Below are 19,424 nucleotides of genomic sequence, written 5' to 3' on the forward strand. Positions count from 1 at the left end.
ATCAAACCAAAGAACAATTTAACCTCCTAGGATCCTGACCAAATGGGGCTTGGTGTCCCCTTATGTAATAATTTATTGTTTTCGTATCAATTACATTAACTCTTATTTTTTTGCTTTAATAACAATTGTTTTTTTACTGGTAATGACAATTGTGTTGTAATGAAATCGGGGCTCGTAGTTAAGTGTCCAATAGAGGGTAATAAACCATAATGATTAGGGCAGAGATAGGTGACTGAACTGTTTTCATCAATCTTGTAAAAAACATATTTATTATTGCAATAATCTGGCTTTTCAAAGAGAGCCACTTGCATTATGGGTGTGCCCTCCATCTTATTCTCTATAAAAAAAGCATTAATCCATAGATTGCAAATTACTATAAATGCTCCTACAACCAAAAATGAACTAACTAGGGGATATATATATTTGATAACTGAGCCATTAATTCTTAAATGAGATATGACCTGTATCAACGCAAGAAGCAATATAAGTAAATTAAAAGAATAAATTCCCGTATTAAAGTAGTTAAAATATGTTCCAAAAATTTGATTTCCAGAAAACTGAAAATGAATCAGTAGCGCAATAAGGCTAAGCCAAAGAGATGAAATGATGTAATAAATAGCGTTTCTTTTAATTCCAATAATAAAGAGTACTAGTGCAATTAATGGAAAAAAGGCTTGGATTAATTTTCCCAGGGTATACATTTGAGTGATACTCTCAAAATTAAATGATATTTACTTTAAAAACTATATAGTTATAACAGTATTTTTTACATATGTATAGATTATGCTAGCCAGAGTTAGGTTTTTAATTAATCAGAACTAAGTAAAGCAATATTTTTTATTTTTGCAATTGATATAAAAAGCGAACCGCAAAGCAGAGATAGTAAATTATATTAAGATCTCCTGTAGTGAATAGTAGGTGATCTAGTTACCGACTCAATAAAAAATCGATCATTTATAAATGTTTTATATGAATGCTAGCTGTCTACTTATTCTTTTCTTTAATCAGGGTTAAGTATGGTTGCGTGGGATACATTGTTGTTTTAATCATCGTATCTGGAAGTTTGATTTGTTTGACTGCAAATGTATTATCTGTTTTAAACAAATACATGAGTGGGTTTATTAAATTTGGGGAATAACCTTGATTGTCCATTTGTTTATTAGCACGATTGGATGGATGAATACTACCTACCCATAATGGTTGGTTTGACTCTAATAAATTATAATTTGACTCCCAAACTCTTAATTCCAGCGTTAACTGAGTTTGTTGATCGATATAAGTCATGATCAGTAACGGCGCTTTATTTTCATATAATTGAGTCAATAATGGGAGCTTAATACCGTTGGGCTGCTTATTCATTCGCATAAGTAAGTTGGTAAAAAAAGAATCTGTATGAGGCACCCAACCATTTTTCTCCAGATTTTTTTGTAACAAATTTAAACTACCTGCGAATTGAAGATTTAACAAACTGATTCGCTTCCCTATTCTACTGAATTGATAAATTGGAAGAATGGGCTTTTCCTGTTCCCACCATGTTTCCTCACTTAACGTGAACTTTTTATAATTAGGAGTGTGGTTATAAGATAGGGCTTTAAAATTAATGTAGGTTGATACGAATGACGCTAAGAAAATGCTGATAAAAAGTGGAGAAATTATTAGCAGTGAATGCGATATTTTCTTTAACGAAATATTAGATTTTCTATAAATTAAACAGTGAATTAAACAAATTGTTGTACCTAAAAAATAGGATGCTAAAACATCTGTGAGCCAATAATCACCTAAATAGAGAGAACCTAAACCACTAAAGCCTAAAATTGTAAATACGATCGATTTCAGTTTATTTGCGAATAGGGTATAGGTTTGGTTGATGTAAAACAAAATAAATCCGTACAAAGCAGTAGCAATCAGAAGATTACTTGCGGGAAAAGAGTAGCCTGGAAGCGTGACCAATAAACCTGTTGGCCTAGGACTATGGATAAGGTATGTAAGTAACAAAGCAACAACACTACTAAAAAGAATCAGGCTGCATAAATAAATAATTGCGGTTCTATTTTTATGGAAAATGAACCAGCAACAACAAATAATAAAGAAGCTAATTATTGTTATTGTAGAAGTTAATTGAGTACAAACGATAAAAAATACTTTTAGAATTAATGTATTAAAACTTTGTAAAAATAAATAAGTAGGTAAATTAATATAAGTTAGGCTTTGTGTCGTAACAGTTAATATTAAAAGGATAATAAAACAGAGTAGAGAAAATACGGTTATTAGCACAAAGGAAGCAGTATGATAGTGATTGGTTTCATTTTTAGGGGTAAATGCATTATATACACCTTCAAACAGCGAATTTTTTTTAAGGTTGAGCCAAAAATCATCTAAATATAATGTAAAAATAGAGTTTAGCAACCGAATGAGCCGTTTGATAACTAGGCTAATTAACCAAAGTCCTGCAAGTATAACAAGTATGAATACAAATAAACGTGTTGCGCTTTCGGTGGATAATTCATGACTTGCTGCACCAATTACAACACCAGGAAGCACGTACAATAGAGACCAGCCAATAGCAGATAGAACATTAGCTACGAAAAAACGCCATTGTTTCATATGTAAAATCCCGGCAATCACTGGAATAATCGAGCGTAAAGGACCAACAAAGCGTCCAATCAATACACTTTTTCCACCATGTGTTTCAAAGAATTCTTTGCCATATTGGATCCATTTGGGATACTTGCTAAACGGCCAAATTTCAGTCAATCGATCGCTGTAATAATATCCAAGCACATAACTTAGACTATCACCGGCAACTGCACCTAAAATAGCAGCCAATAATGTAAGATCAATACGCATAATTCCTGAGCCAGCCAGTATACCTATAGCGGTCATAGTGACGCTTCCGGGTACAATGCTGCCTATAATTGCCAAGGATTCAGTTAGGGAAATAAGGAATGTAATAAATAAAGCCCAATGTGGGTTATGTTGCAACCAGTCTGTAAGTGGCTGTACGTAGTCTACGAACAAGTTCATATTTTTTTCAAGGATAAAATTGTTCTAGAAAATATTGCACAAAATGATGATTGACTTGATCGATTTGAATATCAGGAATGAAAGATCTCATTTGAGTCATTTCCATTTTTGCAAATCCACAAGGATTTATTCCTGAAAAAGGTTTTAAGTCCATATCAACATTAAGTGCAATTCCATGATAAGTACAGCCATTTTTTACTCTTAATCCAATTGATGCTATTTTTTGTTCATTAATGTAAACTCCTGGAGCACCACACCGTATGGAGCCTTCTATTTGGTATTGTGCTAGCACAGAGATTAAAATTTGCTCTAATTTACTTACTAAGGTTCTTATGCCTAAGTTCTTTCTTCTGATATCCATTAAAACATAGGCAACAAGCTGACCAGGACCATGGTAAGTTACCTGCCCACCTCGATCAGATTGCACAATGGGTATGGATGCAGAGTTTAATATGTGCTCAGCTTTTCCTGCTTGTCCTTGAGTATAAACAGGAAAGTGCTCTAAAAGCCAAAGTTCATCGTGTGAGTTTGTCTCTCGTTTTTGGGTAAACTCTTTCATCCGCAGCCAAACATCATTGTAATCTTGAATACCCAGCTGTCGTATTTTCATCATAGAACCATTTTTACTTCTGGATGCTGTGTAATGGCTCTATAAAAGGCATCAAGGATCTCTTGATTTTCTGCATAAACAGTGACTGTTATTGCTAAATAATTAGAGTCCTTGCTCATTTTATGAGTCAATGCATCTTCTTCAATATTAGGAAAATGAGACATAGAAATTTGTCTCATTTCCTCAAGAAAATCGGGCGAATTATTCCCTATTATTTTTATAGGAAAAAAACAGGGAAATTCAATTAAAGTCGTTTTTGTCATCCTTAAGCCCTATAAGTTTTAGGAGCCAAACCAACGTCTGAACGCTAAGCGAATTGAGTCTTTGGTTCGAGTATAAAAGCTACCTGACTCAACATCCTGTAAAGCGTAAAGGGGTTTAGTTGAGATGATATTATTGTCAAATTGAACCACTAAATCACCTATTTTGTCACCCTTTTTAATCGGTGCTTCAAGGTAGGCAGGAATTTTGCTTGAAATATTTAGACGTTGATATTGACCTGTAGGGATAGTGATAAATTGATCTTCATTTAAACCTATAGTAACTTTATCTACTGTCCCTTTGTATAGAGCAAGCTCGGCAATCGATTGGCCTGACTTATAAAGCTGATGAGTTTCAAAAAATCTAAAGCCATAATTTAGTAATTTTTCACTATCATCTGCACGAGAAGAATCACTTGGCTCTCCAAGAACTACTGCTAATAAGCGCATGTTGTCACGCTTTGCAGACGAAACGAGACAGAATCCCGCATCATTCGTATGGCCAGTTTTTATCCCATCTACTTGATTATCGCGCCACAATAAACGATTTCTATTCGGCTGACGAATACCATTATAAGTAAACCATTTTTGCTTGTACCAGTCATAATATTGTGGAAAATCGACAACTAATGCTCTACCAAGAATCGCTAAATCCTTCGCTGTAGTGTATAAATTAGGGTCGGGCAGGCCAGTACTGTCAGTAAAATGGCTGTTTTTCATTCCAAGGTTTTGAGCTTGCTGATTCATAAGATCAGTGAATGAGTTTTCAGTGCCTCCTAAATGCTCGGCCATTGCAACACATGCATCATTCCCCGAATCAACAATAATTCCCTTAAGTAAGTCTTCAACAGGGACTTGTTGGCCTTCTTTGATGAACATGCGAGAGCCGCCTATTTTCCAAGCCTCACGACTTACACGTACACTATCAGCGAGATGAATTTGTTCATGATGCAGCGCATTTGAGATAACATATAAAGTCATCATTTTTGTTAGGCTGGCCGGAGGTAAACGCTCTTCACTGTTTTTTTCAGCAATGATTTTGCCACTATTCACATCAATTAAGATATATGCTTTTGCATTAAGAATTGGAGGAGCAGGGGTAACTAGGGGTTTATTATTTACTGTTGGTGAGGGTCTTTCTAAGTCAGCACTAGGTTTTGTAGGTAATGAACCTTCATCAGCTATCGAGTTAGTTGACTGTACAAATAAAGTAATGATAAACAATGTAGTTAAAAGTATAGACGTTGCTCTTGTCATGTTGTTTACTAATCCAAAATACAAAAAAGAGAATATATTATCACAGCCTTTTGAAGGCAACAAAATAGCAAATAAAATAATGATTTTTTTTTCAAATTAAAATAAATCTTCGAAATTAGATGATATTTCTGTATATTAGCCAGAAAACAACAATAAAAAAATGGAAAAAATGCGAAAGATACTTATTGCTGTGACCATTCTATTAACAGGATGCCAAACTACGAATCAGTCTCTGGATTCTGCATCGTCAGGAGCTAAACAGTCCACTCGACAAGCAGCGCGAAATACGAATAATTCCATATATAATCGCTATAAAAATAAAACAAATCGATATACCCAACATCAAGATGGAGCTCCTGCTCAAGCGAGGCAAGTCAGTTTTAAGGAGCCCGTTCCGGCTAAAGAACCATTAAGTCGGTATGGCAATCCCACTGAATATTCTGTTGATGGACGCTCATACAAAGTAATGAGAAGTTCTACTGGTTATAAAACACGTGGGATCGCGTCTTGGTACGGAACAAAATTTCATAAGCAAAGAACATCGAGCGGTGAGCCCTACGATATGTATGTCATGTCCGCTGCACACAAGACCTTGCCATTACCTACGTATGTAAAAGTTAAAAATTTAAATAATGGAAAGGTGGCTGTAGTTAAAGTAAACGATCGTGGTCCTTTTCACTCGGATAGAATTATCGATTTGTCGTATGCTGCCGCTTTAAAATTAGGCGTATTCCCCAGAGGAACAGCACCAGTTGAAATTGAGACTTTAGCGGGACCTGCGGGAAAAGCACATTATTATCTGCAAGCAGGCGCTTTTTCAACCGAGATCCTAGCAAAACGTCTAAAAGAAAAATTAGCTCGCCTTACTCCTTCTCCAGTTTATATTGAGCACTATAAGCAACATTATGTTGTTAGGGTTGGTCCCTTTGGATCAAAAAATATGTCGGATAGTTTAAAGCATAAATTGGCTCTTAATGGAGTCACCGGATCTTTTTCTGTTTTAATTTAATTCATAATAGAATTTTTGATAGCTAATTATCGGATTAATAGATAAAATTATTGCTTCAAATTTTTAGGGCATTAGAATTGCTATAGCAATAGGTTGTATTCTGGGTGGGGCGCCGCGTAGTCTGGGGCTTCGTGCATGAGTTAACTTTTTTTATTTTAGGTTACCTGCGCACCTAGGCTATAAATGTCTAATGGCTGATTTTTTAAAATTGAGGTATTCAATCAATGCACGACGGCTCTGTATTTTATACAATTTTCTTAATTTTCGCAGGCGCTGCATTACTATCAACACTGGTGCTCTACACCAAACAGTCTTTGTTGGTAGCATATATTCTTCTTGGCGCAGTGTTTGGACCATGGGGTTTAAAGCTTGTATCCGATGTAAGTATTGTGAGACAGATTGGTGATGTTGGAATTGTTTTTCTATTGTTTTTGCTAGGATTACATTTACAGCCGCAGAATCTTGTACACATGCTCAAGAAAGTTACCTGGATTGCTTTAGTTAGTTCGATTTTTTTTGCTGTAACAGCCTATTGGATTGGCAGGCTTTTTGGTTTAGGTGTGACTGAGTCATGGATTTTAGGCGCATCAATGATGTTTTCAAGTACCATTATTGGCTTGAAATTATTACCAACAACTATCTTGCATCACCAACATACTGGTGAGGTAATGATTAGCGTATTATTAATGCAAGACGTTATTGCAATTATTGTACTGATTTTAATTAATGGTGCACAAAAAACAGGTGGTTTCTCAATCGATGACATCATTTTAGTCGGTATTGATTTACCCGCGTTATGGTTGTTTGCCTTTGCTGTTGAGAAGTATGTTTTGATTCGATTGTTGGCTCGCTTTGATAGAACTCAAGAATATGTATTTTTGTTGTCAATTGGATGGTGTCTTGGTTTGTCTGTTCTTGCACAAAGAATAGGTCTTTCAGAGGATATCGGTGCATTTATTGCTGGCGTAGCCCTCGCAGCAAGTCCTATTTCTCTTTATATTGCAGAGAGTTTAAAACCTTTAAGAGATTTTTTTCTGGTTATGTTTTTCTTTTCAATCGGAGCAACATTTAATTTTGGACTGGCGCACCAAATAATGGTTCCTGCAATTATTTTATCTGCTATAGTTTTACTATTTAAACCGGTACTATTTTATTTGCTTCTTGGTAAATCTGGTGAGAAAAAACAGGTTGCAAAGGAAGTGGGTATCCGATTAGGGCAAGCAAGTGAGTTTTCATTACTGGTTGCGAGTATTGCTTTGAGTACTAGTCTGATTTCGGATAAAGCTTCTAATTTAATTCAAGCAACTACCATTTTAACCTTTATTGTCTCATCATATTTTGTTGTTTTGAAATACCCAACCCCCATAGCATTCTCTGATAAAATGCGTAAGGATTAAATAATGAAATTATTAGTTATATTATTGTGTTTATTGAGTGAACGTTTCTTAATTCACACTATGTCCTATCAGCGATTCTATTGGTTCGCAGATTATTATCAAAGAATAAAAAATTTTGCTGATAAGCATAGCACATTTGCTAATCCCTGGGTGCTGCTCGCCTTAATAGTCCTGCCTATTGTGCTGCTTGTACTGATCATATATTTGTTATTGCATCATATAATTTTTGGTTTGATGGGTTTTCTTTTAAGCTTAATAATTTTCTTTTATTGCCTTGGCCCTCAAAATGTTTTTTATCCAATAACACAATCAGATACTAAAAGTAATCAAGAGCTTTTAGAGGACTATTTTATCCTAGTAAACAGACAGCTATTTTCTCTTGTATTTTGGTATATCATTGCAGGACCTATAGGTGCTTTGACTTATCGTCTGATTACATTATGCCGTGATATTAATTCCATTGGTGAACAAGCCAATGAAATTACCGATTTGCTTGAATGGATTCCTGCACGTTTAACTACATTACTTCTTTTACTCGTGGGAAATTTTCAACGTGGTTTTTCCTTGTTTGCCAGATACTTTTTCGCCAAACCTGAGTTGAATAGTAATATGTTGCGTGAGTGTGGGTTACTTGCGGTCAGAACAAATGAAGCAGAAGAAGTTCCTATGCCTGTTGCTGAGAGTTTAGTCGAATATGCAATTATAGTCATGTTGGTTTTTATTGCTTTATTTACCTTAATTCCTTGGCTTTAGTTTTAATTTATGAATAGAGATGGTGTTGAGCTGATAGCTCAATCTGCATAATTATTTATTCGGATATTATCTATATGAATTCGTTTTTGCGTGTAATGTGTTGCATTATGATCTTAGGACTTAGTGGTTGTCAGGGATTAAAGCAAAATATGCTTAAAGCTCAAGCCGTAGAACGATGCAATATGACATGTATGCAGCACTTTGACTTTTGTAGGCAAAATTGTATTAATAACTGCCCAAATTGTTCTTATAAGGCGCAATTAGCAACAGAAAAAAATTTTTCTAAATACGTTCATGAACGAAGAGTAGAAGGTAAAAAGGTGATGCGTGAGTTGAATTCTTACCGCGATCCACTACAATGCCGCAAAGTAACATGCGATTGCTTATCAGATTTAGCAACGTGTAAGAAAGGTTGTGCTGGCGTAATTCCAAAAAAATTACACGCTGTACCTTATTGTGTTTAATAGATTTCGGGGAACACTTCCATGGCAAATGAAACTAACTTAGATTTGGATCCTATAGAAACGCGTGAATGGCTGGATGCCCTGCAAGCTGTATTAGTCAATGATGGCCCTGAACGAGGCGCTTTTCTTTTAAAACAGCTCCTTAATAAAGCAAATTCAGAAGGGGTGAACTTAACCAGTTCAATTCGTACACCTTACAAAAATACAATTAAGACGTACGAAGAAAAACAAATGCCTCCGGATGAAGGTTTAGGTAAACGAATTAGTGCGTTAATTCGTTGGAATGCAGTAGCAATGGTATTACGTGCAGGTAAATATGCTCCTGAACTTGGGGGACATATTGCTTCTTATGCATCATCATCTACTTTGTATGAAACTGGTTTTAATCACTTTTTTAAAGGACCAAATGGTGACCATGGCGGTGATTTAATCTATATTCAGGGCCATTCTTCTCCGGGAATTTATGCCCGTGCATTTCTTGAAGGACGATTAACAGAAGAGCAATTAAGTAAGTTTAGACAAGAGGTGGAAGTTGATGGTTTGTCTTCATACCCCCATCCTTGGTTGATGAGCGAGTTTTGGCAGTTTCCAACAGTATCAATGGGATTAGGGCCTTTACAAGCTATCTATCAAGCGCGGTTTTTAAAATATTTAGAAAATCGAGGACTTATCGATACTGAGAACCGAAAAGTATGGGCTTTTCTTGGTGATGGTGAGATGGATGAGGTCGAATCAGTAGGGGCTTTAAGTATTGCCGCTCGAGAAAAACTTGATAATCTTATTTTTGTTGTGAATTGCAATTTGCAGCGACTCGATGGTCCTGTACGTGGGAATGGTAAAATTATTCAAGAGCTCGAAGGTTTATTCCGTGGTGCGGGTTGGAATGTAATTAAAGTCATTTGGGGTGGTCGTTGGGATCCATTATTTGAACGTGATAACGAGGGCTGGTTGATCAAACGCATGGAAGAGTGTGTTGATGGTGATTATCAAGCATATAAAGCAAATGATGGGGCCTATGTAAGACAACATTTCTTTAATCAGTATCCTGAATTAAAGAAAATGGTTGAAAATCTTACTGATGATGAAATCTGGAGATTGAATCGAGGTGGCCATGATCCGCAAAAAGTTTATGCGGCTTATGCTAAAGCTGTTGAGCATAAAGGCTCACCAACGGTTATTTTAGCCAAGACAATTAAAGGCTACGGTATGGGAGCTGCTGGCGAAGGACAAAATATCACGCACCAGCAAAAAAAGATGACTGTCGATCAATTGAAAGCGTTTCGAGATCGATTTAGTATTCCTATCAGTGATGAACAAATTGCAGATATCCCATTTTATAAGCCTGCAGATGATAGTCCTGAGATTAAATACATCAAAAAACACCGCGAATCGTTAGGTGGTTATTTGCCATCACGCTCAACAGAAATAGAACCTCTTAAAATTCCACCTCTGGCTGATTTTTCATCAGTTACAAAAGGGTTAGGAGATCGAGAGATTTCAACAACAATGGCTTTTGTACGTATTCTTGCCGTATTGCTAAAAAACAAAGAAATAAGTTCGCGCATTGTTCCAATTGTTCCCGATGAGTGTAGAACATTTGGTATGGAAGGTTTATTTAGACAAATTGGTATTTATTCTCCAGTTGGACAGCTTTATACGCCAGTAGATCATGAACAGGTAATGTTTTATCGTGAAGCTAAAGACGGCCAAATTCTAGAAGAGGGAATTAATGAAGCAGGCGCTTTTTGCTCCTGGATTGCTGCAGCAACTTCATACAGTTCCAATAAATTGGCGATGATCCCATTTTATATTTACTATTCCATGTTCGGATTTCAACGTGTTGGTGATTTAGCATGGGCTGCAGGTGATATGCAGGCTAGAGGATTTTTGCTTGGTGGAACTGCTGGGCGAACAACGCTTGCGGGTGAAGGCTTGCAACATCAAGACGGACACAGTCATTTATATGCATCAACAATTCCGAATTGTGTTTCTTATGATCCTACCTATGCTTATGAGCTTGCAGTGATTATTCAAAACGGTTTACATCGTATGTATGAAAAGCAAGAAAATATTTTTTATTACATCTCTGTAATGAATGAAAACTATATGCATCCAGATATGCCCAAAGGAGTTGAGGAAGGTATTATCAGAGGAATGTATTTGCTACAAGAATCCAAGAAAAAATCCAAACAGCATGTGCAACTAATGGGAAGTGGAACCATATTGCGCGAAGTGATTGAAGCCGCAAGGATGTTAAAAGAGGATTACTCTGTGACTTCAGATATTTGGAGTGTGACCAGTTTTAATGAGTTAAGGAAAGATGGATTAGCTGTGGAAAGACACAATGCAATGCATCCTGAAGCAAAAAAATTAAAAAGTTATGTCACATCGCAATTAGAAGGAGCTGCTGGTCCGGTAATTGCTGCAACAGATTATATGAGAATTTATGCAGAGCAAATTAGATCTTTTGTACCCAATCATTTTGTAACATTAGGAACAGATGGTTATGGAAGAAGTGATACTCGCGAGCGCTTACGTCATTTCTTTGAAGTGGATGCTAAATTTATAGTTCTGGCAGCATTAAATGCTTTAGTTGCTGAAGGCAATCTTGATAAATCCAAAGTTGTGGATGCAATGAAGCGCTATAACATTAATCCTGATAAATTGAATCCGGTTAATCATTAGAATTGGAATATATAGTAGCCTTAGTAATTCAAGCGAAGATTATCCGGAAAGCAGATGAACTTTTTAAGTCTGCTTCCTTAAAATTGGCTTGAATATATTGGCAACCTTTTGAGGAAAGATATGGCAAACGAAATAGAAGTTAAGATTCCTGATATTGGTGGAGCTACTCAAGTTGATGTGATTGAAATTATGGTTCAAGTTGGAGATCAAATTGAAGTTGATACGCCACTTATTACTTTGGAATCAGATAAAGCCAGTATGGAGATTCCCTCTCCAGTGGCAGGAAAAGTCACAAAACTGAAAATTAAAGTAGGGGATAAGGTTTCTGAAGGAGACGTAATTCTTTTGGCTACAGTTGAGAAATCAGAAGCTGAGGCAAAAAGTGCGCCGCAAGATCCTAAAAGCGAAGAAAAAAAGGAAACAGAAGAGAAGCCTCAAGCAGCTCAGGAAAAAAAATCAAACAGTATTAATGAGGTCAAGATACCCGATATTGGTGGAGCGACCCAAGTCGACGTGATTGAGGTTATGGTCAAAGTTGGCGATCAAATTGAAATTGATGCGCCACTTATTACTTTGGAGTCAGATAAAGCCAGCATGGAAATTCCTTCGCCTGTGGCAGGAAAAGTAACAAAGCTGAGTATTAAAGTTGGTGATAAAGTATCTGAAGGTGATCTGATTCTTTTAGTCGCTGTAGAAAATGGTGCTGAAGCTGAAAAAATTGAACCCACTGCAAGCAAATCAGAGCAAGTAAACGCACCTAAACCATCAAAAGCAGATGAAGATGAGCATAATAGAAAAGAAGATACTTCATCAAAGTCTGTTGCTCTTACCAGTACAGTTGAGTCGACAAGAGTAGTTGCTGCTGGTCCTGCTGTAAGACGAATGGCCCGAGAGCTTGGAGTAAACTTAGCTGAAGTTGCGGGAACAGGTCGTAAAGAGCGCATTACCAAAGAAGATGTCCAGGCTTTTGTAAAAGCCCGTTTAAGTGAGCAACCTGGATCTGGCTCTTTAGGCATACCACCTAACCCTGTAATTGATTTTAGTCAGTTTGGTGAAATTGAAACGAAGCCATTGAATAAAATTAAAAGGCTTACGGGGGTTAATGTACATCGTTCCTGGATCACAATACCTCATGTAACGCAATTTGATTCAGCAGACATTACCGATGTAGAAGCATTTAGAAAGTCTGAAACAGAACATGCGAAAGAAAAAGGTTATAAACTTACCTTACTTGCATTCGTTTGCGCAGTAGTAAGTAAAGCATTAAAAACATATCCTCAATTTAATGCATCTTTAGATGCTACGGGTACTAATCTTGTTTACAAAAAATATTGCAATATTGGAATTGCTGTAGAAACGCCAAATGGATTGGTAGTTCCAGTAATTAAAAATGTTGACAAATTAAGTGTTGCTGAAATTGCAACTGAAATGACACGATTAAGTACTAAAGCTCGAGATAAAGGTCTAATGCCGGTAGATATGTCTGGGGGTTGTTTTACGATTTCCAGTTTGGGGGGTATTGGTGGTACCTCATTTACACCAATCGTGAATAGTCCTGAGGTGGCGATCCTTGGATTGTCTCGTTCTGAAATCAAGCCTGTATACGAAAATGGTACATTTCAACCAAGATTAATGTTGCCTTTATCGCTATCATATGATCATCGAGTGATTGATGGTGCTGAAGCAGCGCGTTTTACTCGTTTTATTTGTGAGTGCTTAAGTGATATAAGACGAATTTTATTGTAGTTTTTTTATAATATCTAATTAAAAGAGGCTTGTAATGGCTAATAAAATAAAGACAGATGTCGTTGTATTAGGAAGTGGCCCTGGTGGATACACCGCAGCATTTAGAGCAGCTGACTTAGGAAAAAAAGTAGTTTTAGTGGAACGTTATGATTCATTGGGAGGGGTTTGCTTAAACGTGGGCTGTATCCCTTCTAAAGCGTTGCTTCACATTGCAAAAGTGGTTGAAGAAGCTCATGAAATGTCTGAGCAAGGTATTAGCTTTGGTAAACCAAAACTGGATAATAAAAAAATTGTTGCCTGGAAAAACTCAGTTGTTTCTAAATTAACAGGCGGTTTAAAAGCTTTATCCAAACAACGTAAGGTTGAGGTAGTCACCGGCGTAGGTAAGTTTTCAGGTTCACACCAAGTAACAGTTGCAACGAAAGATGGCTCTGTCGAAATTGAATTCGAAAATGCAGTTATTGCTGTAGGCTCTGAATCAATTAATTTACCCTTTATTCCTGAAGACAAACGCATTTTTAGCTCAACAGGGGCATTAGAGCTTGCTGATCTTAAAGGTAGTTTATTGGTATTAGGTGGCGGAATTATTGGTCTGGAAATGGCTACAGTTTATTCAGCTTTAGGTGTGGATGTCACTGTGGTTGAATTTATGGATCAACTGATTCCAGGTGCTGATTTGGATTTGGTTACTGTTTTGCAAAAACGTATGCAGAAGAAAGGTGTCAAATTCCTTTTGAAAACTAAAGTAACCGCAGTAGAAGCAAAAAAAGATGGAATCTATGTTTCTATGGAAGGAGAACATGCAACAGACAAACCTCTTTGCTTCCAACAAGTTCTTGTTTCAGTTGGTAGAAAACCCAATGGTGGGGCAATTGATGCTGAAAAAGCAGGAATAAAAGTTGATGAGCGCGGTTTTATCAAAGTAGATAATCAACAAAGAACAAATGTGTCACACATTTTTGCCATTGGCGATGTCGTAGGACAACCAATGCTTGCGCATAAAGCAATTCCTGAAGGTAAGGTTGCTGCAGAAGTTATTGCTGGTAAAAAGCATTATTTTGATCCCAAATGTATTGCAAGTGTTGCTTATACAGATCCAGAGATTGCCTGGACGGGTTTAACTGAAAAAGAAGCGAAAGAAAAAAATATTCGTTATGAAAAGGCCACATTTCCATGGGCTGCAAGTGGTCGTGCTCTGAGTATGGGACGTGAAGAAGGGATGACTAAATTGTTATTCTGCCCAGATTCAAATCGTATATTAGGTGCAGGAATTGTGGGGATTAATGCAGGTGATTTAATTGCTGAGACGTCATTAGCTATTGAAATGTGTTGTGATGTTGAGGATATTGCCCTGACAATACATCCACATCCGACACTTTCGGAAACTATTGCTCAAGCTGCAGAGGCATTTGAAGGGACGATAACCGATCTTTATTTGCCTAAAAAGAAAAAAAATGTTGAATAATAAAGATCTAAAGTAATACGTGGCCTGGGTGCAGCGAAGCGGAATCCAGGAATTTAAAGAAAATCACCCGGGTTCCGCTTCGCTGCACCCAGGCTACGTATTTTTAGGAGTAACAAGGATGATATCCAACATTCGGTGCATGACTGAATTAGATATTGATGCCGTTTATGTAATTGAAAAAAATGTTCATATTGCTCCTTGGAGTTGGGAGATTTTAAGAGATTGTGTTCGCGTAGGATATGATTGCCGTCTCTTCGAAATTTATGAAGGAAATCATCCACTGATAGGTGGCTATATTATTTCCAGACACAGTAATAATTTCTGCCATATTTTAAATTTCTGTATTGCAAAAGAGTTTCAATCAAAAGGTTATGGACGTCAATTCTTGCAAGAAGTACTTTCATCTTTAACTGAATTGCAGCATATAGATTATGTCATTCTTGAGGTGAGACCTAGCAATAAAGCGGCTTTACGTCTTTATCATAGTATTGGATTTGTGCAGGTAGAAATTAAACCAGATTACTATGTGGAAAATAATAATATTGAAGATGCAATTGTATTAAAAAAGGAATTACACATTCAAAATTAAAAGATAATAAAAAACTTATAAAAAAATTCTGTCAAGACTGTTTTTTTAGTTTTTCTTTAGGTAATATGTACGACCTACTTTGTAGAACCTCAAGCTTCCCCTCCTGTGGATAACTTTTTTTAAAAAATTTGTACTTCATATTGTTTTTTTTACTATAAATTTAATAAAACCTATATGTGGAGCGCTATCATCATTTTTAAAATAAATGCAGTGATTTAAGTGTTATCCACAAAAACTGTGGATAACATTGTGAATAGGGCAATGAATTACTTGATAAATAAGCGCATTTTAAAGGTGTTCTAAAGTTGCCCATTTAAAAAGATCAAAAAATTATTTACGCAGATTTGATACGTAAAACAGAGGCTATATAATATGTATCGATTTCTACTGTACTGTATATCATATCAATGAAATTAATTTGTACACGATGGGTTTTGCCATAACAAATTACCATGACAAATGTAAATTGCATGTGGTACCCTTTAAAATTTTGAAAAAATGCAATTATTCCTATGGCGATTGCAACCGTTTTTCAGATTAATTAAAAGATTTATTTGTTGAGAATATTTTCATGAGAAGAGCAAAAGCCAAACAAAATCCTACCCCACAAACTGCTCAAGTCGATAATTTAAGCCACGATGGAAAAGGTATTGCACGTATTGACGGTAAAGCAACATTTATTCAAGGGGCTTTGCCCAATGAGCTTGTTGAATTCCAATATACAAGAGTTAAAAAAGATTTTGATGAGGGCTTTTTGCTTAATGTTCTTGAGCCTTCTCCTATACGGGTAGAACCTAAATGTCCTCACTATTCAATGTGTGGTGGTTGTTCATTACAGCATATGAATGAAGCAGAGCAAATTCATTTTAAACAAGAGCAATTGTTGGATTTGTTATCACGATATGGCCATACCCAACCACAAGCTGTATTGTTACCTTTAGTTGCTGGTCACTGGAACTACAGAAACAAAGCACGATTAAGTGTGCGTTATGTTGAGAAAAAGCAGACCTCGATGGTAGGGTTTAGAGAGCGTAATAATCCTCGATACATTACAGAGATTAATCAATGTCCTGTTTTAAATAAAAAAATTGATGCTGATATTATTCCATTAAGACAACTGATTGATTCACTGCAAGACAGGCATTGTATTGCACAAATTGAAGTTGCAGCGGGAGACGAAGAGGTAGCGCTCATTTTTAGGAATTTAACTTCTTTAAATCAAGAAGATGAGTTAAAAATTCAAAAATTTGCAGAGGACTACCAGTATAAAATTTTTCTTCAGCCTGGCGGCCCTGATAGTGTTTATTGTTTTTATCCACCAAAATCAAGTGAGTATCTAACATACACATTACCAGATTATCAAATCACTTTTTCATTTCATCCAACCGATTTCACGCAAGTTAATTCTGCTTTAAATCGCTCTATGGTATCACAAGCAATACAACTAATGGACTTAAAAAGTACAGATATAGTGCTAGACTTATTTTGTGGGTTGGGAAATTTTTCACTTCCAATGGCTAAATTGTGTGCCAAAGTACTGGGTGTTGAAGGCAGTAAGACTATGGTTGAACGTGCATATATGAATGCAAAGTTGAACCATATTCAAAATGTAGATTTTTATGCTGCAAATTTGGATGATGTCAATGAAGTAAAAAAACTGGTTAAGCAACCTTGCAATAAAGTATTAATTGACCCGCCGCGCTCAGGTGCGCTTGAAATTGTGAAGCAAATTGATGCGCTAAATCCAGAGCGTATTGTTTATGTATCGTGTAATCCCGTAACATTAGCACGTGATACTGATATATTAGTCAATCAAAAAGGCTATACATTAATAAAAGCAGGAGTAATGGATATGTTTCCTCATACTGCCCATGTTGAGTCGATAGCGTTATTTGAAAAAGGATAAAACTCATGGTTAGAGTAAAAGATACTGTTCCATTGTGCGAAGACGGAAGCATTGATGTTGATCTATGGCTTCATCAGTTAGGTGCAAAAGGTTACTTGGATAGTCTTGAGCTCATTCGTGGTGCATGTACTCTAAGTCAGCTTGCTGGTCAAGATCATGCTACAGAAACAGGTCAATCTTGTTTACAACAAGGATTGATTATGGCTGATTTACTTGCGGATCTTGAGGTCGATCCAGAAACACTAGCAGCGGCTATTATTTTTGAAAATGTGCATTATGCAGATCTGTCCATTGATGATGTTGCAGAGCAATTAGGTCCTAATATTGCGAAATTGGTGAAGGGCATCGAGCGCATGAGTGCCATGCACAGTTTTCAGGGATTAAATAAATACCCGCAAAATAAACAACAAATTGATAACATTCGTAAAATGTTATTGGCTATGGTAGATGATGTTCGAGCTGTACTAATTAAGCTTGCTGAACGTTTGTGTGTTTTAAGATCTGCCATGCATTTGTCGGAAGAATTACGCAAACAACTAGCCACTGAGGCAATGGAAATTTATGCTCCTTTAGCGAATAGATTAGGGATAGGGGCAATTAAATGGGAAATGGAGGACTTGGCTTTTCGCCATTTACATCCTGAAGATTATAAAGCGATTGCCAAAGGACTAAAGGCTAAACGGCTAGAGCGAGATAACTTTGTTAATACGATTGTTGCTCAGCTAAATGAACAAATTAAAGCAAGTGGAATAGATCATTTTGCTGTTTATGGACGTTCAAAACATATCCATAGCATTTATAAAAAAATGACGCGCAAAAATGTATCGCTTGATGAAATTTATGATGCTACAGCGGTACGAGTACTTGTTGATACCAGTCCTCACTGTTATGAGGTTTTAGGTATGGTGCATACGCTTTGGCAGCAAATTCCTGCTGAATTTGATGATTATATTATTAATCCTAAAGCCAATGGCTATCAATCTTTGCACACAGCAGTTGAAGGGCCCGAAGGTAGAGTTTTTGAAGTACAAATAAGAACTTTTCTTATGCATGATTTAGCTGAAATGGGTGTTGCTGCACATTGGAAATACAAAGAAGGTGGGTTTAAACAAAAGCAAAGTCATGAACGTAAAATTGAATGGTTACGTGATGTATTGGCCTGGCATCGCGAGATGGCAAGTAATAAGGGTGTTCCTGAAAGTACAACCACCGAATTTCTTGAGGATCGAGTTTACGTATTTACCCCTGATGGGGATGTTCTTGATTTGCCTCAAGGTGTAACCCCATTGGACTTTGCTTATCATGTACACAGTGATTTAGGACATCGGTGTCGTGGTGCCCGTATCAATGGCCATATCGTACCATTGACTTATCAGCTGAAAACAGGGGATAAGGTAGAGGTTTTGACTGGAAAGGAAATTAAGCCTTCTCGTGATTGGATTAACCCCCACTTAAATTATCTCAAAACATCGCGTGCTAAGGCTAAAGTATTGCATTGGTTTAAAATGCAAGATTATGATCGAAACATTCAAGATGGACGTGAGTTATTAGATAAAGAATTAAAATCGTTAGGTATAAAATCCGATAAACTTAATGAAGTTACGGCCGCGTTGCATTTCAAAAAATTAGATGATCTCTATGCAAATCTTGGCCGTGGTGATATTAAGATAGGACAAATTGTTAGTAAGCTAGCCCCACCAGTTACTTCGGAGCTTAATCTTGAGCGATTTGTTAAACCTCAGGCAAAACCGGAAGTTACTGGAAGTGATCTGCGGATTGAAGGTGTTGGGAAATTATTAACTTTTATGGCGCGATGTTGCCAACCTGTTCCAGGTGATCCGGTGATGGGTTACATCACTATAGGTCGTGGTGTCTCAGTACATCGCCAGGATTGTCCTAATATTATTCATGCAAGTGAACGGCAAAAGCAACGTTTCTTACAAGTCAGCTGGGGTAGTGCTACACGAGAAAACTATGTCGTGGATATTTTAATCAAGGCATTTGATCGCTCCGAGCTTTTAAAAGATGTCACATCATTGCTTGCTAATGAAAAAGCACATGTCTATGCCTTGCAAACTCAAAGTAACAAGCATGAAAACATGGCGTACATTACATTAACTGTAGATGTTGACGGTCTAAATAGCCTATCACGATTGTTAACAAAATTAGAACAAATCCCTAATGTGCTCGAAGCGAGAAGACAACTGTAAGTTGTTGACTGACAGCATGTAGCTTGGGTGCGGCTGTACTCAGGCTACA

Annotated in this window: 16 protein-coding genes; 10 read left to right on the forward strand and 6 right to left on the reverse strand. The window is 36.7% G+C overall.

Annotated features, from left to right (window positions below):
* Positions 1-95 precede the first annotated feature (95 nt).
* From Lste_RS06465 to Lste_RS06485, 5 genes are all read right to left on the reverse strand, one after another.
* Positions 96-701: a hypothetical protein gene (locus Lste_RS06465; RefSeq protein WP_058510232.1), complete on the reverse strand. Its 606-nt coding sequence runs from the start codon at positions 699-701 to the stop codon at positions 96-98.
* A gap of 283 nt (positions 702-984) precedes the next feature.
* Entirely contained in the window at positions 985-3,024 is a 2,040-nt protein-coding gene (locus Lste_RS06470; RefSeq protein ID WP_058510233.1) for a bifunctional DedA family/phosphatase PAP2 family protein, read from the reverse strand.
* Positions 3,025-3,031: 7 nt separating this feature from the next.
* Positions 3,032-3,634, reverse strand: a complete 603-nt coding sequence (gene lipB / locus Lste_RS06475) for a lipoyl(octanoyl) transferase LipB (protein ID WP_058510234.1) — start codon at positions 3,632-3,634, stop codon at positions 3,032-3,034.
* Positions 3,634-3,897 (reverse strand): HP0495 family protein, encoded by a 264-nt coding sequence (locus tag Lste_RS06480; protein ID WP_058510235.1) that lies wholly within the window; start codon positions 3,895-3,897, stop codon positions 3,634-3,636. Before Lste_RS06480 ends, lipB begins: the two co-directional genes overlap by 1 nt.
* Positions 3,898-3,915: 18 nt before the next feature.
* Complete coding sequence (locus Lste_RS06485; RefSeq protein WP_058510236.1) at positions 3,916-5,151, reverse strand: D-alanyl-D-alanine carboxypeptidase family protein; 1,236 nt, start codon at positions 5,149-5,151, stop codon at positions 3,916-3,918.
* Between the two features lie 169 nt (positions 5,152-5,320).
* Here Lste_RS06485 and Lste_RS06490 point away from each other — a divergent pair, with 169 nt between their 5' ends.
* The 8 genes from Lste_RS06490 to rimI all read left to right on the forward strand — a co-directional run bounded on the left by Lste_RS06490 (position 5,321) and on the right by rimI (position 15,259).
* On the forward strand, positions 5,321-6,160 hold the full coding sequence (locus Lste_RS06490) for a septal ring lytic transglycosylase RlpA family protein (RefSeq protein WP_058510237.1): 840 nt from the start codon (positions 5,321-5,323) through the stop codon (positions 6,158-6,160).
* 224 nt (positions 6,161-6,384) lie between these two features.
* The gene (locus tag Lste_RS06495; protein WP_058510238.1) at positions 6,385-7,557 is read left to right on the forward strand and encodes a cation:proton antiporter; all 1,173 of its coding nucleotides are present in this window, start codon (positions 6,385-6,387) and stop codon (positions 7,555-7,557) included.
* A 3-nt stretch (positions 7,558-7,560) separates the two neighbouring features.
* Positions 7,561-8,310: a hypothetical protein gene (locus Lste_RS06500; protein ID WP_058510239.1), complete on the forward strand. Its 750-nt coding sequence runs from the start codon at positions 7,561-7,563 to the stop codon at positions 8,308-8,310.
* Positions 8,311-8,384: 74 nt separating this feature from the next.
* Positions 8,385-8,774, forward strand: coding sequence for a hypothetical protein (locus Lste_RS06505; protein ID WP_058510240.1), 390 nt, complete (start codon positions 8,385-8,387; stop codon positions 8,772-8,774).
* A gap of 21 nt (positions 8,775-8,795) precedes the next feature.
* Positions 8,796-11,459 carry a pyruvate dehydrogenase (acetyl-transferring), homodimeric type gene (gene aceE, locus Lste_RS06510; RefSeq protein WP_058510241.1) on the forward strand — a complete coding sequence of 888 codons (2,664 nt, stop codon included), beginning with the start codon at positions 8,796-8,798 and terminating at the stop codon, positions 11,457-11,459.
* A gap of 120 nt (positions 11,460-11,579) precedes the next feature.
* Complete coding sequence (gene aceF / locus Lste_RS06515) at positions 11,580-13,205, forward strand: dihydrolipoyllysine-residue acetyltransferase (protein WP_058510242.1); 1,626 nt, start codon at positions 11,580-11,582, stop codon at positions 13,203-13,205.
* Between the two features lie 34 nt (positions 13,206-13,239).
* Positions 13,240-14,670 carry a dihydrolipoyl dehydrogenase gene (gene lpdA, locus Lste_RS06520; RefSeq protein ID WP_058510243.1) on the forward strand — a complete coding sequence of 477 codons (1,431 nt, stop codon included), beginning with the start codon at positions 13,240-13,242 and terminating at the stop codon, positions 14,668-14,670.
* A gap of 118 nt (positions 14,671-14,788) precedes the next feature.
* Positions 14,789-15,259, forward strand: a complete 471-nt coding sequence (gene rimI, locus Lste_RS06525) for a ribosomal protein S18-alanine N-acetyltransferase (RefSeq protein ID WP_058510244.1) — start codon at positions 14,789-14,791, stop codon at positions 15,257-15,259.
* Positions 15,260-15,593: 334 nt separating this feature from the next.
* On the opposite strand, the gene Lste_RS19115 is transcribed toward rimI, so the two are convergent.
* A complete protein-coding gene (locus tag Lste_RS19115; protein ID WP_157070712.1) occupies positions 15,594-15,731 on the reverse strand; it encodes a hypothetical protein in 138 nt (45 codons plus the stop codon).
* Positions 15,732-15,830: 99 nt separating this feature from the next.
* On the opposite strand from Lste_RS19115, the gene rlmD reads away from it, so the two are divergent.
* Positions 15,831-17,165 (forward strand): 23S rRNA (uracil(1939)-C(5))-methyltransferase RlmD, encoded by a 1,335-nt coding sequence (rlmD, locus tag Lste_RS06530; RefSeq protein WP_058510245.1) that lies wholly within the window; start codon positions 15,831-15,833, stop codon positions 17,163-17,165.
* A 5-nt stretch (positions 17,166-17,170) separates the two neighbouring features.
* Positions 17,171-19,375 carry a GTP diphosphokinase gene (gene relA, locus Lste_RS06535; RefSeq protein ID WP_058510246.1) on the forward strand — a complete coding sequence of 735 codons (2,205 nt, stop codon included), beginning with the start codon at positions 17,171-17,173 and terminating at the stop codon, positions 19,373-19,375.
* Positions 19,376-19,424: the final 49 nt, after the last annotated feature.

This window comes from Legionella steelei, assembly GCF_001468005.1.
Classification (GTDB): Bacteria; Pseudomonadota; Gammaproteobacteria; order Legionellales; family Legionellaceae; genus Legionella; species Legionella steelei.

Bases quoted from the DNA above. Each gene is read 5' to 3' on its own strand.
- relA (WP_058510246.1), top strand. From the start codon at position 17,171: ATGGTTAGAGTAAAAGATACTGTTCCATTGTGCGAAGACGGAAGCATT.
- Lste_RS06485 (WP_058510236.1), bottom strand. From the start codon at position 5,151: ATGACAAGAGCAACGTCTATACTTTTAACTACATTGTTTATCATTACT.
- Lste_RS06470 (WP_058510233.1), bottom strand. From the start codon at position 3,024: ATGAACTTGTTCGTAGACTACGTACAGCCACTTACAGACTGGTTGCAA.
- aceF (WP_058510242.1), top strand. From the start codon at position 11,580: ATGGCAAACGAAATAGAAGTTAAGATTCCTGATATTGGTGGAGCTACT.
- rlmD (WP_058510245.1), top strand. From the start codon at position 15,831: ATGAGAAGAGCAAAAGCCAAACAAAATCCTACCCCACAAACTGCTCAA.
- rimI (WP_058510244.1), top strand. From the start codon at position 14,789: ATGATATCCAACATTCGGTGCATGACTGAATTAGATATTGATGCCGTT.
- Lste_RS19115 (WP_157070712.1), bottom strand. From the start codon at position 15,731: ATGCAATTTACATTTGTCATGGTAATTTGTTATGGCAAAACCCATCGT.
- Lste_RS06490 (WP_058510237.1), top strand. From the start codon at position 5,321: ATGCGAAAGATACTTATTGCTGTGACCATTCTATTAACAGGATGCCAA.
- Lste_RS06480 (WP_058510235.1), bottom strand. From the start codon at position 3,897: ATGACAAAAACGACTTTAATTGAATTTCCCTGTTTTTTTCCTATAAAA.
- Lste_RS06505 (WP_058510240.1), top strand. From the start codon at position 8,385: ATGAATTCGTTTTTGCGTGTAATGTGTTGCATTATGATCTTAGGACTT.
- Lste_RS06495 (WP_058510238.1), top strand. From the start codon at position 6,385: ATGCACGACGGCTCTGTATTTTATACAATTTTCTTAATTTTCGCAGGC.
- Lste_RS06465 (WP_058510232.1), bottom strand. From the start codon at position 701: ATGTATACCCTGGGAAAATTAATCCAAGCCTTTTTTCCATTAATTGCA.
- lpdA (WP_058510243.1), top strand. From the start codon at position 13,240: ATGGCTAATAAAATAAAGACAGATGTCGTTGTATTAGGAAGTGGCCCT.
- Lste_RS06500 (WP_058510239.1), top strand. From the start codon at position 7,561: ATGAAATTATTAGTTATATTATTGTGTTTATTGAGTGAACGTTTCTTA.
- aceE (WP_058510241.1), top strand. From the start codon at position 8,796: ATGGCAAATGAAACTAACTTAGATTTGGATCCTATAGAAACGCGTGAA.
- lipB (WP_058510234.1), bottom strand. From the start codon at position 3,634: ATGAAAATACGACAGCTGGGTATTCAAGATTACAATGATGTTTGGCTG.